The 18342-nt window shown below is 69.5% G+C and carries 15 protein-coding genes; 6 read left to right on the forward strand and 9 right to left on the reverse strand.

Annotated elements, in window-relative coordinates:
• Positions 1–2: 2 nt before the first annotated feature.
• Positions 3–1889: a protein kinase gene (locus HBK84_RS07915; RefSeq protein WP_167318602.1), complete on the forward strand. Its 1887-nt coding sequence runs from the start codon at positions 3–5 to the stop codon at positions 1887–1889.
• Positions 1890–2040: 151 nt separating this feature from the next.
• Here the strand turns inward: HBK84_RS07915 and HBK84_RS07920 are convergent, their stop codons facing one another.
• Complete coding sequence (locus tag HBK84_RS07920; protein ID WP_064845750.1) at positions 2041–3435, reverse strand: class II 3-deoxy-7-phosphoheptulonate synthase; 1395 nt, start codon at positions 3433–3435, stop codon at positions 2041–2043.
• Positions 3436–3444: 9 nt separating this feature from the next.
• Positions 3445–4290: a lysophospholipid acyltransferase family protein gene (locus tag HBK84_RS07925; RefSeq protein ID WP_370520518.1), complete on the reverse strand. Its 846-nt coding sequence runs from the start codon at positions 4288–4290 to the stop codon at positions 3445–3447.
• 150 nt (positions 4291–4440) lie between these two features.
• On the opposite strand from HBK84_RS07925, the gene HBK84_RS07930 reads away from it, so the two are divergent.
• From HBK84_RS07930 to HBK84_RS07940, 3 genes are all read left to right on the forward strand, one after another.
• Positions 4441–5232: a carboxylesterase gene (locus HBK84_RS07930; RefSeq protein WP_167318603.1), complete on the forward strand. Its 792-nt coding sequence runs from the start codon at positions 4441–4443 to the stop codon at positions 5230–5232.
• Positions 5229–5642, forward strand: a complete 414-nt coding sequence (locus tag HBK84_RS07935) for a hypothetical protein (protein ID WP_035961177.1) — start codon at positions 5229–5231, stop codon at positions 5640–5642. Before HBK84_RS07930 ends, HBK84_RS07935 begins: the two co-directional genes overlap by 4 nt.
• Before the next feature lie 167 nt (positions 5643–5809).
• Complete coding sequence (locus tag HBK84_RS07940) at positions 5810–7618, forward strand: long-chain fatty acid--CoA ligase (RefSeq protein ID WP_167318604.1); 1809 nt, start codon at positions 5810–5812, stop codon at positions 7616–7618.
• A 70-nt stretch (positions 7619–7688) separates the two neighbouring features.
• Here HBK84_RS07940 and HBK84_RS07945 read toward each other — a convergent pair whose 3' ends face one another.
• Both HBK84_RS07945 and HBK84_RS07950 read right to left on the reverse strand, forming a co-directional pair.
• On the reverse strand, positions 7689–9116 hold the full coding sequence (locus HBK84_RS07945) for a mycothione reductase (protein ID WP_167318605.1): 1428 nt from the start codon (positions 9114–9116) through the stop codon (positions 7689–7691).
• A 59-nt stretch (positions 9117–9175) separates the two neighbouring features.
• A complete protein-coding gene (locus tag HBK84_RS07950) occupies positions 9176–12625 on the reverse strand; it encodes a pyruvate carboxylase (RefSeq protein WP_167318606.1) in 3450 nt (1149 codons plus the stop codon).
• A 280-nt stretch (positions 12626–12905) separates the two neighbouring features.
• Here HBK84_RS07950 and HBK84_RS07955 point away from each other — a divergent pair, with 280 nt between their 5' ends.
• A complete protein-coding gene (locus HBK84_RS07955) occupies positions 12906–13745 on the forward strand; it encodes a ParA family protein (RefSeq protein ID WP_167318607.1) in 840 nt (279 codons plus the stop codon).
• Between the two features lie 35 nt (positions 13746–13780).
• On the opposite strand, the gene HBK84_RS07960 is transcribed toward HBK84_RS07955, so the two are convergent.
• The 5 genes from HBK84_RS07960 to gcvH form a co-directional block, all read right to left on the reverse strand.
• Positions 13781–14323: a MerR family transcriptional regulator gene (locus tag HBK84_RS07960; protein ID WP_064845778.1), complete on the reverse strand. Its 543-nt coding sequence runs from the start codon at positions 14321–14323 to the stop codon at positions 13781–13783.
• Positions 14324–14560: 237 nt separating this feature from the next.
• Positions 14561–15073, reverse strand: a complete 513-nt coding sequence (locus HBK84_RS07965; RefSeq protein WP_144996895.1) for a bifunctional nuclease family protein — start codon at positions 15071–15073, stop codon at positions 14561–14563.
• On the reverse strand, positions 15070–15825 hold the full coding sequence (locus HBK84_RS07970; protein WP_085105895.1) for a MerR family transcriptional regulator: 756 nt from the start codon (positions 15823–15825) through the stop codon (positions 15070–15072). The genes HBK84_RS07965 and HBK84_RS07970 overlap by 4 nt, the downstream gene beginning before the upstream one ends.
• An 8-nt stretch (positions 15826–15833) precedes the next feature.
• A complete protein-coding gene (locus tag HBK84_RS07975) occupies positions 15834–16277 on the reverse strand; it encodes an FHA domain-containing protein (protein WP_064845760.1) in 444 nt (147 codons plus the stop codon).
• A gap of 34 nt (positions 16278–16311) precedes the next feature.
• Entirely contained in the window at positions 16312–16698 is a 387-nt protein-coding gene (gene gcvH / locus HBK84_RS07980) for a glycine cleavage system protein GcvH (RefSeq protein ID WP_064845761.1), read from the reverse strand.
• Positions 16699–16847: 149 nt separating this feature from the next.
• On the opposite strand from gcvH, the gene HBK84_RS07985 reads away from it, so the two are divergent.
• Complete coding sequence (locus tag HBK84_RS07985) at positions 16848–18287, forward strand: TrkH family potassium uptake protein (protein ID WP_167318608.1); 1440 nt, start codon at positions 16848–16850, stop codon at positions 18285–18287.
• The last annotated feature ends 55 nt before the right edge of the window (positions 18288–18342 follow it).

Below are 18342 nucleotides of genomic sequence, written 5' to 3' on the forward strand. Positions count from 1 at the left end.
GCATGAACGACCACCGCGTGGGATCCCTGCTGGAGGGCCGGTACCAGGTCCGCCGCCTGATCGCCCGCGGTGGTACGGCCACGGTCTACGAGGGGCTCGACGAACGGCTCGAACGTCCCGTGGCCCTGAAGATCATGCACCCCCACGTCGCGGACGACCCGTCCTTCGTGGCCAGGGCACGGCGTGAGGCCAAGTCCGCCGCGCGCCTGCACCACCCCAACGTGGTGGCCGTCCTGGACCAGGGTCACACCGCGGATGGCGTGCTCTACCTGGTCCTGGAATACGTGGACGGGCCCACTCTGCGCGACGTCGTGGCCCATGAGGCGCCCATGACACCGCGCCGCACGCTCGACCTGCTGATCCCCGTGCTGCGCGGCCTCACCCAGGCGCACCGGATCGGCCTGGTCCACCGGGACGTGAAGCCCGAGAACGTCCTGCTGACCCGGGGCGGGCAGGTCAAGGTGGCCGACTTCGGACTGACCCGCGCCGTGGACGAGCACACCACGAGCACCACGGTCATGGGCACGGTGGGCTACGCCGCCCCCGAACTCGTGGGGGACGGCCCCGTGGACCAGCGCAGCGACGTCTACGCCGTGGGGATCATGGCGTACGAGATGCTCACGGGCTCACGCCCGTACACCGGTACCGCCCTGCAGGTCGCGACCGCCCACGTGAGCCGGGACGTCCCCGCCCCCGGTGGGCTCGCGCAGGGCGTCCCCGCTGCGCTCGACGAGTTCGTGCTGCGCGCGACGTCCCGCGACGCTGCCCAGCGCCCCGCCGACGCCGCGGCGCTGCTGGACCTCGCGCTGGCCATCCGACGCTCGCTGCCCGGGCAGATCGACCCGCCCTCACTGCGGGACACGGACACGGTCGTCCTGGGAGGCGGGTCCCACGCCTCGACGGCTGCGGCGGCGGTCGCCGGAGGGGCACTGGCCAGCGCTGCGGGAGGCGACGCCGCCGAGGCGCCGACGCAGGCACTCGGCGGAGTACCCACGGAGGCCCTCGGCGATACGGGAGCGGATCCCACCGGGGAGAACGCCACCACCCCGCTCGGTACTCAGCACACGCATGGAATGGGCCGTCCCGGCGAGCGCGGGGCCGGTGCGCCGATCCTGCCCGCCTTCGAGACCGACGCGACCGGGACCATCGCCATGACCCAGGTGGGCTCCACCGCCCACCGCTCCCGCGACACACCCCGGGTCCGGCTGAACCCCCAGCCCCCTGCCCTGCATCTGGCCGTGGGCGCCGTGGTCTTCGCGCTGCTGCTCTCGGTGGCCGGATTCCTGGGCTGGTGGCTCGGCTCGGCCCCCGGGACGGCGTCCGCGACCGTCCCTGCCGTCGCGGGTCAGGACACCGCAACCGCGGAACGCGCCCTCAACAGCGCGGGCATCTCCAACGTGGGCGTGCGCTCGACCACGAGCCCCGAGGTCCCGCAGGGCATCGTGATCGCCACGGATCCCGGGGCCTCCACCACCGTGCGCGGTATCGAGCAGGTCAACCTGGTGGTCTCCGAGGGTCCCGCCCGCGTGAGCGTTCCCACCGTGGTCGGTTCAGCGGGCGACGACGCCCGGGCCGCGATCACCGGCGCCGGGCTGCGCGTGGGCGAGATCTCGCGGGAGTACTCCGCGCAGGCCGTGGACACCGTGCTCGGGCAGTCCCCCGCTGCGGGGACGAGCGTGGACGAGGGCACGACCGTGGCCCTGACCCTCGCCGCGGACACCCCGCAGGGTGCACCGCCCAACGTGGTGGGCCAGGACGCGGACTCCGCCCGGCAGAGCCTCGAGGAGCAGGGGTACACGGTGGAGATCAACTCACCCGTTGGTTCCCACCTCAACCGGGTCGTGCGCCAGCGTGAGGACGGGAACACGGTGATCCTCACCGTGTTGTGACGGTCGTGCGGACACGACCGCATGAGTGGCGACCGTGCTGTCACGACCACGCCGTGACACCCGCGCCCCGAAGGCGATGACGACACGGACGCCTTACACACGAAAGATGACCCCGGCACCAACGGTGCCGGGGTCATCGCATGTCAATGGATCAGTTCTGCTGGGAGAGGTACTCCGCGACCAGGAACGCGATCTCCAGGGACTGCATGTGGTTCAACCGGGGGTCGCACAGCGTCTCGTAACGTTCGGCGAACGAGGACTCGTTGACCGGGTCGGACCCGCCCAGGCACTCCGCGACGTCGTCACCGGTCATCTCCACGTGGATGCCGCCCGGGAACGTACCCAGCGCGCGGTGCACCTCGAAGAACCCGCGAACCTCATCCACGACGTCGTCGAAGTTGCGGGTCTTGTACCCCGAGGGCAGCGAGACCGTGTTGCCGTGCATGGGGTCCGTGACCCACACGGGCTTGGCACCCGACGCCTCCACGGCCTGGATCACCGGGGGCAGCTTCTCGCGGATGTTCTTGGCACCCATGCGGGTGATGAACGTCAGGCGACCCGGCTCGCGCTCGGGGTCCAGGGCATCGATGAGCCGCAGGGCGTCGTCGCCCGTGGTGGACGGGCCGAGCTTGACGCCGATGGGATTGCGCAACCGGGAGAGTAGGTCCACGTGCGCGCCGTCGAGTTCGCGCGTGCGCTCCCCGATCCACAGGAAGTGCGCGGATGTGCCGTACGGCAGGTTCGTGCGGGAGTCGATGCGGGTCAGTGCACGCTCGTAGTCAAGCAGCAGCGCCTCGTGACCCGCGAAGAACTCGGTGGTCTTGAGAGCGTCGAAGTCGGAGCCGCACGCGGCCATGAACTTCACCGCGTGGTCGATCTCGCGCGCCATGGACTCGTAGCGGGCGTATGCCGGGTTGGCCGCGAAGCCCATGTTCCACGCGTGCACGCGGCGCAGGTCCGCGAACCCGCCCTGGGTGAAGGCGCGAATCAGGTTCAGCGTGGACGCGGACGTGTGGTAGCCGCGCACCATCCGCTTGGGATCGTGGACGCGGGACTCCTCGGTGAAGTCGAAACCGTTGACCATCTCCCCACGGAACGAGGGCAGGGTCACGCCGTCGCGGGTCTCGTCGTTGGACGAACGCGGCTTGGAGAACTGCCCCGCCATGCGCCCCATCTTGACCACGGGCAGCGACGCGCCGTACGTGAGCACCACGGCCATCTGCAGCAGCGTGCGTACCCGGGCCGAGATCTTGTCCGCGGTGGCACCGGCGAACGTCTCGGCGCAGTCGCCGCCCTGCAGGAAGAACGCCTCACCGTTGGCCACCTGGGCCAGGCGCGCGCGCAGCCGGTCGACCTCCCCCGCGAACACGAGGGGCGGGACGGCGTTGAGCTCCTGCATGCTGCTCGCGAAGTCGGGGTGCTGCGCCCACTGGGGGTGCTGACCGATTGTCTTGTCCCGCCACTCGTCCAGGCCGGGATAGTTCGCCGCGCTCGGGGAGGGGGACGACACGGTTCGGATCTGTTCAGGCAGGGTTATGGAACTCATTCGGACAGTCTAGGCGGATTCCTTGGGACCGCGCTCGTCCGTTCCGTCATGTGAACGTCCCTGCAGTTTGGCGCCCAGGTTGCTCGCCTGCTGGGACACGGCGTCCGTGACCGCGCGTCCCTTGTCCCGGGTGGCCTCGACGACGTCGCGGGCCTGGTTCTTGAGCGCTGCGGTCTTCTCCTCGGCGAGCGCGCGCTTGTGATCGGCAGCGTAGACGTCTGCCATTTCCTGGCCAGAGATCTTCTGGATCGCGGCCATGATCTCGTCCGTCACGCGGCGCATGGTCGCGTGGTCCCCGCGCCGGGACATCAGGTCCGAGAAGTCCATGGGCTCACCGAAGACCGTGGTGACCTTGGCACGGCGCGGATCCGGGAACCGTGAGCCCAGGGGCTGCATCTTGTCCGTGCCGAACATCGCCACGGGGATCACGGGGGCCCCGGTCTCCAGCGCGAGGCGGGCCACACCGATCTTCCCCTTGTAGAGCCGACCGTCCGGGGAGCGCGTGCCCTCCGGGTAGATCCCGATCAGCTTGCCCTCGGCGAGTGCCTGGCCACCGGCACTGAGCGATTTGGCGCTGGCCTTGCCACCCCTGCGGTCCATGGGGATCTGGTTGATGGCTTTGAAGAACGCGCCGATCACGCGGCCCTTGAGCCCGGGGGTCGTGAAGTACTCGGACTTAGCCAGGAAATACACCTGGCGCGGCACGGCCACGGGCATAAAGACGGCGTCCGGGACGGACAGGTGGTTGCTCGCGAGGATCGCGGGGCCGTGCTCGGGGACGTTCTCCAGACCCGCCACGGTGGGTCGGCACACCAGATTGACCACGGGGCCCACCACGTAGGTCTTCAAGAACATGTACACCATGAGCGGGAGCCCTTTCGTCATCGCGGGAGTCACCGGATGCCCGCGGTGACCCGGCCGTGCACCGGTGCGCACACGCGGCACCGTGCCTTTGTTCCGCCACATTCTCTCACGAGTTCTCGCGGCGGCTGGCACAATGGCGCCATGTTCTCCGATCAGCAACTCCACGGCCCCCTGCACCTTCCCGGCTCCTCCTCCGTGGGGGTCCTCCTACTGCACGGCTTCACGGCCACCACGGCCTCCGTGCGGGATTGGGCGCACGCCGTCCACGAGGCCACCGACGACGCCGGAGCCCACCCGGGCGTGCGCGTCCCCCTGCTGCCCGGGCACGGGACGCAGTGGGAGGAACTGGCCGAACAACCATGGCAGGCCTGGCGGGACGCCGTGGACGAACAGTACTGGGCGTTGCGCCGCGAGCACGACCGCGTGGTCGTGGGCGGGCTGTCCATGGGCGGCGCGCTGGCCCTGCACACCGCGGTCCGGCGGGAGGTCACCGGGGTGCTGCTCGTGAACCCCGCGCTGTCCCTCGTGAACCGGATGGCGCGGTTCAGTCACCTGCTGAGTCCCGTGGTCGCGTCCCTGCCCGGGATCGGTGGCGACGTCAAGAAGGAGGACGTCCTGGAGTCCACCTACGACCGCACGCCCCTCGCCGCCGTCGCGCAGCTGAACGTGCTGATGCACCGGACCGTGCGCATGCTCCCGGCGATCACCGCGCCCACCGTGGTGTTCCGTTCCGAGGTGGACCACATCGTCTCCGGGGACTCCGCGGACCTGGTGGCCGAGCACAGTTCCGGGGACGTCCGCGTGGTCGATCTGCAGAACAGCTACCACGTGGCCACCCTGGATCACGATGCCCCACTGCTCGAACGGATCTCCCGGGACGCGGTCCAGCGGTTGTCCCGGGGCGAGCAGTTCCTCCCCGAGGACCCCTCGTGAGTTCACGCCAACCACCGGAGGACCCGTTCGAGCGGATCATCCGCGGCAACTCGTGGGACGACGTCCCCCGCGACGACGAGGACCTCGAACCGTGGGCCGAGGACTTCCCGTGGGAGCCCCGCGAGCAACCGGCCGAGGAGATCCCCGTCGAACTGCGGGACACCCGGGAGGACGAACGCTACGAGCCCGATCCCGGGCCCGTTACGAGCGGGATCTCCCCCGCCATGCTGCGCGCCCTGAGCACCGTGCTCGCAGTCATCGTGATCATGGTCGGACTCGCCCTGTTGCCCGGTCCCCTGCCCCCGGTTATGTGGCTGCTGGGCCTCGTGGGTCTGGTCACGGGTCTGTACCTGGTCTTCCGCGCGCTGCCGCAGGACTCCCCCGAGGACGACGACGGCGCCGTCGTCTGACGCGTCCGCGCGGCGCGTTCCAGCGGGTCCGGCTCCCCGGACGCGGGTGTCTCCGCCACAATCCTGCCGGGGTCGCCGTCATGTGGTGGACACGTCCAGTATATGCCGGGAGTGAGGCGCGACACACAGTAGGCTGAGAGCCGTTCCCATCAGGAAGGTGCCCCTCCATGCGACGCGTCAGCGCCCCGGCCATCGTCGATCCCCTGCCGTACCCCGGCATCGCCCACATCCTTGCCGAACGCGCCGAGCAGAAGCCCGACACGGTGCTGTACACCGTGCTCGCAGAAGGGCGCGAGCGGGACGTCACGGCGCGACAGTTCCGTGACGAGGTCGTGGCCCTGGCCCGCGGGATCGCCGCGAAGGGCATCCGCCCCGGCGAGCGCGTGGGCCTGCTGAGCCGCACGCGCTATGAGTGGACGCTCGTGGACTTCGCCCTGTGGTGGGTCGGCGCAGTGCCGGTGCCCGTCTACGACACGTCCTCCCCCGATCAGATCGCCCACATCATGTCTGATTCGCAGGCCGTGGCGATCTTCGTGGAGACCGACGAACTGGCCGAACGCGTGCAGCGGGCCACCGGGATCACGGAGTTCGCGGCCGCACGGCGGATCTGCGTCTTCGACACCGCCTCCAGCGAAAACTCCCTGGAGGCCATGATCGCGGGCGGCGCGGACCGCACGGATCTGCAGACGCCCTACGACGGCGTGACCCTGGACGACGTCGCGACCCTCATCTACACCTCGGGGACCACGGGTGCGCCCAAGGGCTGCGAACTGACCCACCGCAATTTCGTGTCGTGCTCGCAGAACACCATCCCGGTGGCCGGTGCCGTCATGGCCGGGGGGTCCCGCACCCTCATGTTCCTGCCGCTCGCGCACGTGTTCGCCCGGTTCGTGGAGGTCACGTCCCTGGACGCCGGGATCACCCTGGCCCACACGCCGGATGTCTCCCACCTCATGGAGGACCTCGCCCGGTTCAAGCCCACGTTCATCCTGGCCGTGCCCCGCGTGTTCGAGAAGATTCTGGTGGGCGCGCGGTTCAAGGCCCAGGCCGGTTCGCCCGTGAAGAAGCTGATCTTCGAACGGGCCGTCGCGACCGCCGTCGCGTGGTCACGCGCCACCGTGAAGGGCCCCGTGCCGCCGCTGCTCGAAGCCCGCCACCGCCTCTACGACAAGCTCGTGTACTCCACGCTGCGCCAGGCCATGGGCGGGGACGTGCGCTATGCCGTCTCCGGGGGTGCAAGTCTGGGCGACTACCTCGCGCACTTCTTCAACGGGATCGGTGTGTACGTGGTCGAGGGCTACGGGCTCACCGAGACGACCGCCCCCATCGCGGCGAACTTCCCGAGCCTCAACCGGCTCGGCACGGTGGGCCACCCGATCCCCGGCAACGACGTCGCGATCGCCGCGGACGGGGAAATCCTCGTGCGCGGCGCCAACGTGTTCAAGGGCTACCACGGGCTGCCCGATAAGACCGCCGAGGCGTTCTTCGACGGTTGGTTCGCCACCGGGGACCTGGGCCACCTGGACGACGAGGGGCTGCTCACGGTCACGGGGCGCAAGAAGGAGATCATCGTCACCGCGGGCGGCAAGAACGTGATCCCCAACCAACTCGAGGACCCCATCCGCGCCTCCGCGACCGTGGGGCAGATCATGGTCGTCGGGGACGACCGCCCCTTCGTGGCCGCCCTGATCACCCTGGACCCCGAGACGCTGCCCAAGGTGCTGCCCGGACTCGGGCTGGATCCGCACATGAGCGTCGACCGGGCCGCACGCGAGGAGGCCGTCATCGACCACGTCCAGAAGATCGTGGACCACGCCAACGCCAAGGTCTCCCGCGCGGAGGGCATCAAGGCCTTCCGCATCCTGGACCGTGACCTCACGATCGAGGACGGCCACCTCACTCCGTCCATGAAGCTCAAGCGGGCCAAGGTCGCCCAGGACTTCGCGCGCGAGATCGAGGACATCTACGCGCGCTGACAGCCCGCCGACGCCGTGGGGTGCCCGGGCCAGGAACTGCGCTTCGCATACCGGGCTCCGGGGGCCCGGTTTAGTCCTCCGTGCGCTGCCCGGGGACGTCCAGACCCAGTAGCGCGTTCTCCACCACCTCCGCGAGCGCGGGGTGGATCCAGTACTGGCCGCGTGCCATTTCGTGGGCCCGCAGCCCGAAGGACATGCCCTGGACGAGCGGCTGGATCAGGTTGGAGGAATCGCGGCCGATGAGGTGTGCCCCCAGCAGCTCGCCGGTGCGGGCGTTCGCGATGAGTTTGCAGATCCCGTCGTGGTCCTCCATGGCCCAGCCGTAGGCCACGTCCCCGAAGTCCTGTTCCTTGATCGTGATCCGCTCGTCGTTCCGGGCGGCCCACTCGCGGGCCTGGACCTCGGTCATGCCCACGGACGCGATCTGCGGTTCAGTGAACACCGCGGACGGCACGTAGCGGTGATCGGTCGCGCGCAGATCCTGCGGGTGCACCACGTTGTGGGAGACCGTGCGGGCCTCGGCGTTGGCCACGTGCTTGAGCTGGTACGGGGAGCACACGTCCCCGAGGGCCCACACGCCGGTCACGGGTTCCCCGTCCGAGAGCACACGCTGGTACTCGTCCACGGCGAGCAGACCGCCGCCGGTGACGTCCAGGTGGGCGGCTTCCGGGCGCAGCGTGTCCGCATTGGGGACGCGCCCCGTGGCCAGCAGGACGACGTCGGCGGTGCCGTCCCAGTGCTGCCCGGAACCGTCGGAGGCCTGCGCCGACACCGTCAGGCGGCCGTCCTCGGCACGCTCGATCCCGGACAGCGTCCACCCGAGTTGCAGGTCCCACTGTTCGGCGGCCTCGCGCGTGAAGCGTTCGGCGATCGTGTCGTCGTGTTCGCGCAACAAGCGCTGCGAACGGTTGAGCTGGGTCACGGAGGCGCCCAGTCCGCGGAAAACGTGGCAGAACTCGGCGGCCACGTACCCGCCGCCCACCACGATGACGTCTCGGGGGAACTCGTCCAGGCGCATCACGGTGTCCGAGGTGTGCACCCCGGGCAGGTCGGTACCCAGCACGTCCGGGATGCTGACCCGCGAACCGTTGGCCAGCACGATCTCATCGGCGGTGATCCGCTGCCCGGACTCGGTCTCGAGGACCTTGGGTTCCACGAAGTGCACGTACTCCTGGATCACGGTGACGTTGTCGAGCGACTCGCGGTACTGCAGCCCGTTCTTGGAGATCGCGTCGATCCGGGCGAAGATGCGATCCCGCATGCCGGGCCAGTCCACACCCTCGATCACGGCATCCAGGCCCAGCCGTATGGCGTCCCGCGCTTGGTCCCCCACGGTGGCCGGGTACGCGTACATCTTGGTGGGGATGCACCCCACGTTGAGGCACGTGCCGCCGAACCGGCCGGGTTCCACTATGGCGACGTCGAGGTCCGCGTACTCGTCTGTGAGGATGGAGTTGCCGGAGCCGGAGCCCACGATGATCAGGTCGAAAGAACGCATGTGCCCCATCCTAGGCCGCCGCCCCGCGCGTCCGAGGACAGGCGGGGCGGCGGGATCCGTCACTCGGGGTCGATCACCAGCACCAGGTCCCCGCCGCTGACGTGCGCGGTGTCCGCAAGTGTCACGCGGGAGACCGTGCCCGAGACCGGCGCAGTGATGGACGCCTCCATCTTCATGGCCTCGATCGTGGCCACTGAGTCCCCCGCGGCGACCTTTGCCCCCTCGGAGACCGTGACCGTGACCGCACCTGCGAAGGGTGCCGCCACGTGCCCGGGCTTGGAGGTGTCCGCCTTCTCGGTCTCCACGGCCTGGGACTTCACCGACTCGTCGCGGATCTCGAGCAGGCGCAGCTGACCATTGAGGGTCACCATGACCGTGCGCATCCCCTTCTCGTCCGGTTCGGAGATCGCCTGCAGGGTGACCAGCAGCCGCACCCCCTTGCCGAGCGAGATGACGTGCTCGTGGTCCTGTTTCAGCCCGTACAGGAAGTCGCGGGTGTGCAGGAGGGAGATGTCCCCGTACTTGGTGCGCGAGTTCTGGTAGTCGCGCGTGGGGCCGGGGAAAAGCAGCCGGTTCAGGGCCGCGCGGCGCACCTCGCCCGGCTGGGCGAGCTCCTCGACATCCTGCTCCGAGAGCTCCTCGTCCGCCAGGTGCATGGTGCGTCCCTCCAGCGCTTTGCTGCGGAACGGTTCCGGCCAACCCGCGGGCGGGGTGCCGAGCTCGCCGGCGAGGAAGTTGATCACGGAGTCCGGGATGTCGAACTTGCGGGGATCGGCCTCGAACTCGGCGGGGTCCACGTCCATGCCCACGAGCTGCAGGGCGAGGTCGCCCACCACCTTGGACGACGGCGTGACCTTGACCAGGTGCCCCAGCATCCGGTCCGCGGCGTGGTACATGTCCTCGATCGCCTCGAACTTCTCCCCGAGCCCCAGCGCGATGGCCTGCTGGCGCAGGTTTGAGAGCTGCCCGCCCGGGATCTCGTGGCGGTACACGCGGCCGGTGGGCCCGGTCAGCCCGGACTCGAAGGGCTTGTAGATGGAGCGCACCACTTCCCAGTAGGGCTCCATGTCGCTCACGGTGTCCAGATCAAGTCCGGTGTCCCGGTCCGTGTTCTCGAGCGCGGCCACGAGCGCGGAGCCCGAGACCTGGGACGTGGTGCCGGCCATGGACGCGGATGCGGCGTCGACGGCGTCGACCCCGGCCTCCGCAGCGGCGAGCAGCGTGGCGAGCTGCCCGCCCGCGGTGTCGTGGGTGTGCAGGTGCACCGGCAGGTCGAAGCGCTCGCGCAGGGCCGCCACGAGACGCCGCGCGGCCTCCGGGCGCAGCAACCCCGCCATGTCCTTGATCGCCAGGATGTGCGCGCCGGCGTCCACGCACTGCTGAGCGAGGTCCAGGTAGTAGTCGAGCGTGTAGACGTTCTCCTGCGGGTCGAGCAGGTTGCCCGTGTAACACAGGGTCACCTCGGCCACCGCGGTGCCCGTGGCCCGCACCGCCTCGATGGCCGGGCGCATCTGCTCGACGTCGTTGAGCGCGTCGAAGATCCGGAAGATGTCGACGCCGGTCTCGGCCGCCTCCGCGACGAACGCGTTGGTCACCTCCACCGGGTACGGCGTGTACCCCACGGTGTTGCGCCCGCGCAGCAGCATCTGGATGGGGATGTTCGGCATCGCCTCGCGCAGCAGCCGCAGCCGCTCCCACGGGTCCTCCCCCAGGAAGCGCAGCGCAACGTCGTACGTGGCACCGCCCCAGGCCTCGACCGAGAGCAGCCCCGGCAGCAGGTGCGCGTACGCGGGTGCCGCCGCGAGCAGGTCGCGGGTGCGCACACGGGTGGCCAGCAGGGACTGGTGGGCGTCACGGAACGTGGTGGACGTCACTGCGAGCGGTTCGTAGTTCCGCAGGGTGCGCGCGAAGCCCTCGGGCCCCTGCTCCTGGAGCACCTGGCGCCAGCCGGAGGGCACCTCGTGGGAGGACGGACCGTCGAACGGGCTGCGGAAGGGTTCGTCCCGCTTGTCCCCCGGGTAGTGCGGGAGCTTGTTGCGCGGGTCCATGCCGTCGATGCGCTCGCCGTGGGGCTTGTTGACCGTCACCTCCGCGAGGTAGTTCAGCGCGCGGGTGCCGCGGTCCGCCGAGCCCTTGCCCTTGAGCAGGTCCGGGTGGTTCTCGATGAAGTCCGTGGCCACGTCCCCGGCCAGGAAGTCCGGATTGTGCAGCACGGCCCGCAGGAACTGGATGTTGGTGGCGATCCCGCGGATGCGAAACTCGGCGAGCGCGCGGCGGGCGCGGTGCACCGCGGTGGTGTAGTCGCGTCCGCGGCACGTGAGCTTCACGAGCATCGAGTCGAAGTGCGGGGAGATCTCCGCGCCCGCGTAGAGCGTGCCGCCGTCCAGGCGCACACCGGCGCCACCGGCGGAACGGTAGGCCGAGACCTTCCCCACGTCCGGGCGGAAGTCGTTGGCGGGATCCTCCGTGGTGATCCGGCACTGCAGGGCGGCCCCGCGCACGCGCAGCGCGTCCTGCGAGATGCCCAGGTCGTCCAGGCTCTCACCGGCGGCGATGCGCAACTGGGACTGGACCAGGTCCACGTCCGTGATCTCCTCGGTCACGGTGTGCTCCACCTGGATCCGGGGGTTCATCTCGATGAACACGTGCTGCCCCGCGCGTTCCCCCGCGGTGTCCACGAGGAACTCCACGGTGCCCGCGTTGACGTAGCCGAGCTCCCGGGCGAACTTCACCGCGTCCCGGTGCAGGGCGTCACGGATCTCCTCGTCCAGGTGCGGTGCCGGGGCGATCTCGATGACCTTCTGGTGCCGGCGCTGCAATGAGCAGTCCCGTTCGAACAGGTGCACGATGTTGCCCTCATTGTCCGCGAGGATCTGCACCTCGATGTGCCGCGGACGTAACACGGCCTGCTCGATGAACACGGTGGGGTCACCGAACGCGGTGTCCGCCTCGCGCATCGCGGCGTCGAGCGCTTCCGCCAACTGTTCGGGCTTCTCCACGCGCCGCATCCCGCGGCCACCGCCACCGGCGACCGCCTTGACGAACACCGGGAAGCCGATCTTCTCCGCGGCCTCGATCAACGTCTCCTTGTCCGAGGAGGGGTCCGAGGACTCGAGCGTGGGGATGCCCGCGCGCCGCGCGGCCCGCAACGCCTCGACCTTGTTCCCGGCGAGTTCCAGGATCTCGGCGCGCGGACCCACGAACGTGATGCCCTCCGCCTCGGCCGCGCGCGCCAGGTCCGGGTTCTCGGACAGGAAACCGTAGCCCGGGTAGATGGCGTCCGCCCCGGACTCCTTGGCCACGCGCACGATCTCGGCCACGTCCAGGTACGCGCGGACCGGGTGGCCCTCCTCCCCGATGTGGTAGGCCTCGTCCGACTTCTGGCGGTGGATCGAATTGCGGTCCTCGTACGGGAAGACGGCAACGGTCTTGGCGCCGAGTTCGTACGCCGCTCGGAACGCGCGAATGGCAATCTCGCCGCGGTTGGCCACCAGGATCTTGGAGAACATGACTACCGTTTCCGCACGCGGCGCCCTGTGGGGCCCGCGCACTGGGTGAGGAGACGACTACCGGGACAGCTTACGTGAGCCGCGCCTCGGCAGGGTAGCCCGGATGTCGTGTCCCCTGTGCCGGTCCAGACAACATCCGCCGCTCGTGGTGACATCTACAGCTCATGACGACGACGCCGCGCGGCACCGCCCTACCCGGCTCGCGACGTGCGGTGATCCACCCACTAGCATGGAACAGGCTGGTGGGCAGCCCCCATTTCAGGTGACAGAAGGGTGATCCGTGCAGATCGTCAGCATCAGCAGCCTCAAGGGCGGGGTGGGCAAGTCCTCCGTGGTCCTGGGGTTGGCCTCCGCCGCTCTCGAAGCACACGTCCCCACGCTCGTGGTGGACCTGGACCCCCACGGCGACGCCTCCACGGCGCTCGGCGTCCACGCCCGCCCGGGGCACGAGGTGGGCACCGTGCTGCGCCGCCCCCGCAAGGGTGCACTGGCCTCCGTGGCCACGGCATCTTCGTGGACCAAACATCCCATCACCCCGCACACCGTGCCCGCGGGCCCGGGCGCCCCTGCCGACGGGTCATCGACCGGGGGCGGCGCACGAGCCGTGCTGGACGTGGCACCGGGCTCCGCGGCGTCGTCGCACCTTGACCACGCCGCGTTCCGGACCAAGGACCTCAAGCGTCTCGAGACCGCGCTGCGGGGACTGGCCCGCTACGAGCTCGTGCTGATCGACTGCCCGCCCACCCTGAGCGCGCTGACCCGCATGGCGTGGGCCGCGTCCCACAAGGTGCTCTCCGTGGCCGAGCCGTCCCTGTTCTCCGTGGCGGGCACCAAGCGCACCATGACGGCGCTCGCGCAGTTCGAAACTTCCCGGATCTGGGCCGTCCCGGAGGCCGGGGTGGTGATCAACCGCGTGCGCGACGACTCGGTCGAACAGCGTCACCGCATGCGGGAACTGCAGGAGTTGTTCGGACCGCTCGTGGTGGATCCCGTGCTGCCGGACCTGTCCGTGATGCAGCAGATCCAGGGGGCCGCGTGGCCCGTCCACCGCTGGCCGGGTGCCCCGGCTCAGGATCTCGCGCAGCGCTTCGGCACCATTCTGGCGGGCCTCACGCGCTGATCCCGCAACCCGCGGCGGCGGGGTGCGGTGGCGGGTCAGCCCGCGTTCTTCTTGCGACGGCGCGCGCGCCGGGCGGACAGCTCGTCCTCCGGGAACGGATCCGCGGCGGGGGCCCCGTCCAGGCTCGTGTGTTCGCCCGGCATGGAGGCCAGCGTGCCCTCGACCTCGCGCCACACCCGGCCCACCGCGATCCCGAACACGCCCTGACCGCCCTGGACCAGGTCGATGACCTCGTGGGGGGACGTGCATTCGTAGACGCTCGCGCCATCGGACATGAGCGTCAACCGCGTGAGGTCCTCGATGTTGCGCAGCCGCAGCGCGCCCACCGCCGAGCGGATCTGCTGCAGGGAAACACCGGTGTCGAGCAGGCGCTTGACGACCTTGAGCACCAGGATGTCCCGGAAGCTGTAGAGCCGCTGCGACCCGGAGCCCTTGGCGCCGCGCACGGTGGGTTCCACGAGATCGGTCCGCGCCCAGTAGTCGAGCTGGCGGTACGTGATCCCCGCGGCCTTGCATGCGGTGGGACCGCGGAAGCCCACGGTCTCGTCGTAGCCGCCCAGGTTGTCAGTGAACAACATCTCCTGGGTGCCGCCGGCGAGGGAAGATGCGCGCAGCCGTGCCGCGTCCAGCGGCAGCTCCGGATTGCTCAAGCGTCCTCCTCGTGCGTGGGTGGGGGTGTCCGATCCCCCGGACACGGGCACCAGCGCGCTGATGCCTCCTCGACGGTAAACCCACGGGTGGAGCGGGTCAAAGACATTGCCCACGGGCGGGCCCGTGTCGTCAGCCTACCCGCACGGGGCCCTGACGGGGTGGAATCAGGACTGGAAATCGTCCGGATCCACGTGGTCCAGGAAATCCCGGAATTCCCGGACCTGGGCCTCGGCCTCCTGCGGCTGGTCCCCCGTCTGTTCCCGCAGCTCCCCGTCCGGGCTGAGCACCAGACCGGCCTCGTCCAGCACGGCCGCGGCGCACAAGATGGGGCATGACGTGCGCGCGGCGATCGCGAGGGCGTCCGAAGCGCGGGCGTCCACCACGGTGCCGTCGTCGAAGGAGATGGCCGCGTGGAACACCGTGTTTTCCACCGTGTGCACCACGACGTCCCGCACGCTGCGCCCGAGCTGGTCCACCACGGACAACAGGAGGTCGTGTGTAAGGGGGCGCGGGGGCTCGATGCCCTGCAGCGCGAACACGATGGACGTGGCCTCGTTGGTCCCCATCCAGATGGGTAGACGCCGGGCGCCCTGGAGTTCGCGCAGCACGACCACGGGCTGGCCCGTGGGCACGTCCATGCGCACCCCGGCGATCTCCATGCGCACGTTCGGGCTCATTGCGCGCTCCCGTCCGTGTCCGGCGAGGCGAACGGTTGCACCGTCTCCTCCACCTGCGAGGTCACAAGCGCGGTCATCACGGTGAGGCACAGCGAGGCGATCTCTCGAGCCCGCTGCACGGCCCTCCGCCGCGTCTCGGGGTCCCTGCGGTTGCGCAACGGTGAGATGCTGCCCTCGACCAGGGCGATCACGCGCTCCGAGGCGCCCCGCAACACCCGCAGGTGCCGCGGTTCGATCCCGTACCCGTTGAGCTTGCCCGCAGCCACGGCCACGGTAAGTGCGTGGCCGTCGAACGCGCCGACCCGTTCCACGAGCAGGCCGTGGTTGAGCAGTTCCCGCAGCAGCGGCACGTCCGTGCCCGACCGCGCCGCGAGCTCGCGCAGGGTGTACCGCCGACCGCCGTCCGGAACCGGTGAAGTGGGTTCGGGGTCGACGCCGTCCCTGGAGCGTCCGGTCCCCGGTTCCTGCCGCTCGGTGTCCTGCGCGGGATCCTCGCCCCGGTCCAAGCGGTCACGGATGACCCGCAACGGGAGGTAGCGCTCACGCTGCAGCGTCAACACGGTCTCCAACCGGGCGACGTCCTCGTGCGAGTACTTGCGGTACCCCGAGGCGCTCCGCAACGGGTGCACGAGTCCCTGGTCCTCGAGGAAGCGCACCTTGGACGCGGTCAGTTCAGGGAACTGCGGCTGCAATCGGCGCAGTAACGCCCCGATACCCACCCGCGGGATCTGCGGTCGTTCGGAATCAGGCATGGAGCGCGTCAGGAACCGTTCTGCACGGAGTGGTAGTACGTAAACCGGAATTTGCCGATCTGGACCTGGTCGCCGTTCTCCAACACCTTGGTGGCGACCCGGTCACCGTTGACGTAGGTGCCGTTGAGGGAGGACTGGTCCACTGCCTCGAACGTACCGCTGCGTCGGATGAACTCCACATGACGGCGGGACACCGTGACGTCGTCCAGGAACACCGAGCACGCCGGGTGACGACCCGCGACGATCTCGTCCCGGTCCAGCAGGAACCGGGCACCGGTCAGCCCGCCGTTCGTCTCCAGCAGCAGCGCGGAGCCCGGGGGCAGGGAGGCCACCGCGTTCTGCTCGCTCTCGGAGAGTTTGTGGTGAGCGGCATGGGCCAGCACATCCCCCACGATCTGGATGGATGTGGTCTCCGGACCCGCCTGGGTACCGGATTTCTCATGGTTCGACATCAGGGTTCCCTCACCTCACGTGAAGTTGGCGTATTCAGTCCAGCAACTGCTGGTAAGCATCGGCGTCCAATAGCTGCCCGGTGGCATCCGAGGAGTCCACGCGCACGGTGAACAGCCAGCCGGATCCGTACGGGGACTCGTTGAGCGCGCCGGGGTTGTCCACGAGGTCGTCGTTGACGCTCACGATCTCGCCGCTGACGGGCGCGAAGAGATCGCTCACGGACTTGGTGGACTCGACCTCCCCCACCACGTCCCCGGCGGAGACGGTGTCCCCGACCTCCGGTAGTTGGACGAACACGACCTCGCCCAGTTCGTTCTGTGCGTGGTCCGTGATGCCCACACGGAAAGTGTTGTCCTCGTGGAGGTCCTCGACCCACTCGTGTTCTTCGGTGTACGCGAGTTCCGCGGGAATGTTGGTCATGTCGGTCAGTTTAGGGCACGACTCACGCAGTCGGGTTCATCACACGTGCGCGTGTGCAGCGCGCCGGTGTTAGCTGAACGGCCTACGAGGTTCAGGCGCGCTCACGCGGCGCTCAGCCGATACCGCCCCGGCGGGTGTATTTTGACCCCGTGCCCATCACCGAGGCCCTCCGCCAGGCCGCGATCCGCGCGCGCACGCACGGGTCCAGGATCCCCCGCGCCGTCCCCCTGAGCCGACGACGCCGCGATCCGCTGCACCTGCACGAGCTCACCCCCGCCCGGTCCGCACGGATCATCGTCACGGCCTTCCTGATGGCGGTGCTCACGGGCACCGCGCTACTCATGCTGCCCCCAGCCACCACGGCTCCCGGGGGCACGGACGTGCTCACGGCGGCGTTCACCGCGACTTCCGCGTTGTGCGTGACCGGCCTGGTCACGGTGGACACCGCGACCTACTGGACGCCATTCGGTCAGGTGGTCATCATCTGTCTGATCCAGGTGGGTGGCCTGGGTGTCATGACGTTCACGACCATGCTGGGGATCCTGCTGGCCCGTAAATTCGGCCTGTCCTCCCGGTTGCTCGCCAACGCGGAGACGAAATCCCGCGGCGGAGCGCGCAAGGTGGTCGCACGCATCGTGGCGACCACCGCCGTGATCGAGAGCATCGCGGCGCTCATCCTGTTCCTGCGGTTCTGGGGCCACTACCACTACCCGCCGGGCACCGCCCTAGCCCACGCGGGGTTCCACGCCGTGTCCGCGTTCAACAACGCGGGATTCGCGCTGTACACGCTCAACGTCATGGACTTCGCGGGCGACGCCTGGATCCTGCTCACGCTCGCGGCGTGCGTGATCCTGGGCGGGCTAGGCTTCCCGGTGCTCTACGAACTGCGCCGCCACATCCGGGTGCCCCGGCGCTGGAGCATGAACACCCGGCTCGTGCTGCTCGCGACCCCCGTGCTGCTCGCGGGAGGCACGCTGTTCCTGCTGATGCTCGAGTGGAACAACCCGGGCACCCTGGGCGGCCAACCGCCCGCGGTCAAGCTGCTCAACGCGTTCTTCCAGTCCACGATCTCCCGCACCGCGGGCTTCAACAGCATCGACATCGGTCACATGCACCCGGTGTCGTGGCTCGGGATGGACATCCTGATGTTCATCGGCGGCGGCCCCGCGGGCACGGCCGGCGGTCTCAAGGTCACGACGTTCGGGGTGCTGTTCTTCGTGGCCCTCACCGAAATCCGGGGTGGCGCCGCGGTACCCGTGCTCGGCAAGCAGCTCTCCCGCTCCGTCCAGCGCGAGGCCATCACGGTCGTGGTGCTCGCGACCGTGGCGGTGATCGGTGGCACGATGCTCATCATGCTCACGGACACCGGCCTGGGCCTGGACCGTGTCCTGTTCGAGTCCGTCTCCGCGTTCGCGACCGTGGGACTGAGCACGGGGATCACCCCCACGCTCGCCCCGTTCGCGCAGTGGGTGTTGATCGCCCTGATGTTCACGGGCAGACTCGGCCCGGTCACCGTGGCCGCGGCCATCGCATTCGGCCGCCGCCCACCCCGTTACGAACTACCCAAGGAACGACCGCTCATCGGATGAGCCCGGGCCCCGCCCGCGCCACCCGTGGACCCGGTGCTCGACGACCACGACCCAC

The organism is Kocuria sp. KD4 (assembly GCF_011769905.1).
Lineage (GTDB): Bacteria > Actinomycetota > Actinomycetes > Actinomycetales > Micrococcaceae > Kocuria > Kocuria marina.